The sequence below is a fragment of the Burkholderia territorii genome, from assembly GCF_902833055.1.
Taxonomy (GTDB): Bacteria; Pseudomonadota; Gammaproteobacteria; order Burkholderiales; family Burkholderiaceae; genus Burkholderia; species Burkholderia territorii.
Genome location: NZ_CADFEJ010000064.1, coordinates 1 through 687 on the forward strand (window position 1 = coordinate 1; position 687 = coordinate 687).

General features: G+C 70.0%; 1 protein-coding gene. It reads right to left on the reverse strand.

Translation table 11 applies throughout. The annotated features are described in order from the left end of the window. Positions 1–687 (reverse strand): TolC family protein (locus HW466_RS30995; protein ID WP_176316133.1); only part of this gene is annotated, 687 nt, incomplete at both ends.

Genomic DNA, 687 nt, shown 5'->3' on the forward strand with positions numbered 1-687 from the left:
GCCTGCTGGTTCGCGAGCGCCGTCTCGACGACCGTCTGCGCCTGACGCAGCTCGAGCTCGGAGCCCGTGCCGTTGTCGAACTGCAGCTTCGTCAGGTCGTACGACGCCTGTGCCGTCTTCAGCGTGTTCTCCGTGACCTTCAGCAGGTCGTCGGTGGACAGCAGCGTCAGGTACTGGTCCGCGACCTGCGACACGAGCGAGATCTCGGCGGCCTGCCGCGCATACGACGTCGACAGGTATTGCGCGAGCGCCTGGTCCTTCAGGCTCTGCACGCGGCCGAACAGGTCGAGTTCCCACGACGCCGAAACGCCGACGTTGTAGGCGCGCGAGATATACGGCGCACCGGTCTGCGACAGGCCCTGCGGCACGCGCTGGATGTTGCCCGTGCCCGTGCCGTCGAGCGTCGGGAACAGGCCCGCGCGCGTGATCTGGTACTGCGCGCGCGCCGCCTCGATGTTCAGCACCGACACGCGCAGGTCGCGGTTGTTCTTCAGCGCGATCTCGATCAGCCGCTGCAGGCGCGGATCGACGAAGAATTCGCGCCAGCCGATGGCGGTCGCCGCCTGGCCGTTCGCGCTGCGCGCGCCGGCAGCGCCCGGCTGCGTCGCATAGACGCCGCCGGCCGGGTACGCCTGCGCGACGGGCGCGTCGGGCCGCGTGTAATGCGGCGCCAGCGTGCAGCCCGTG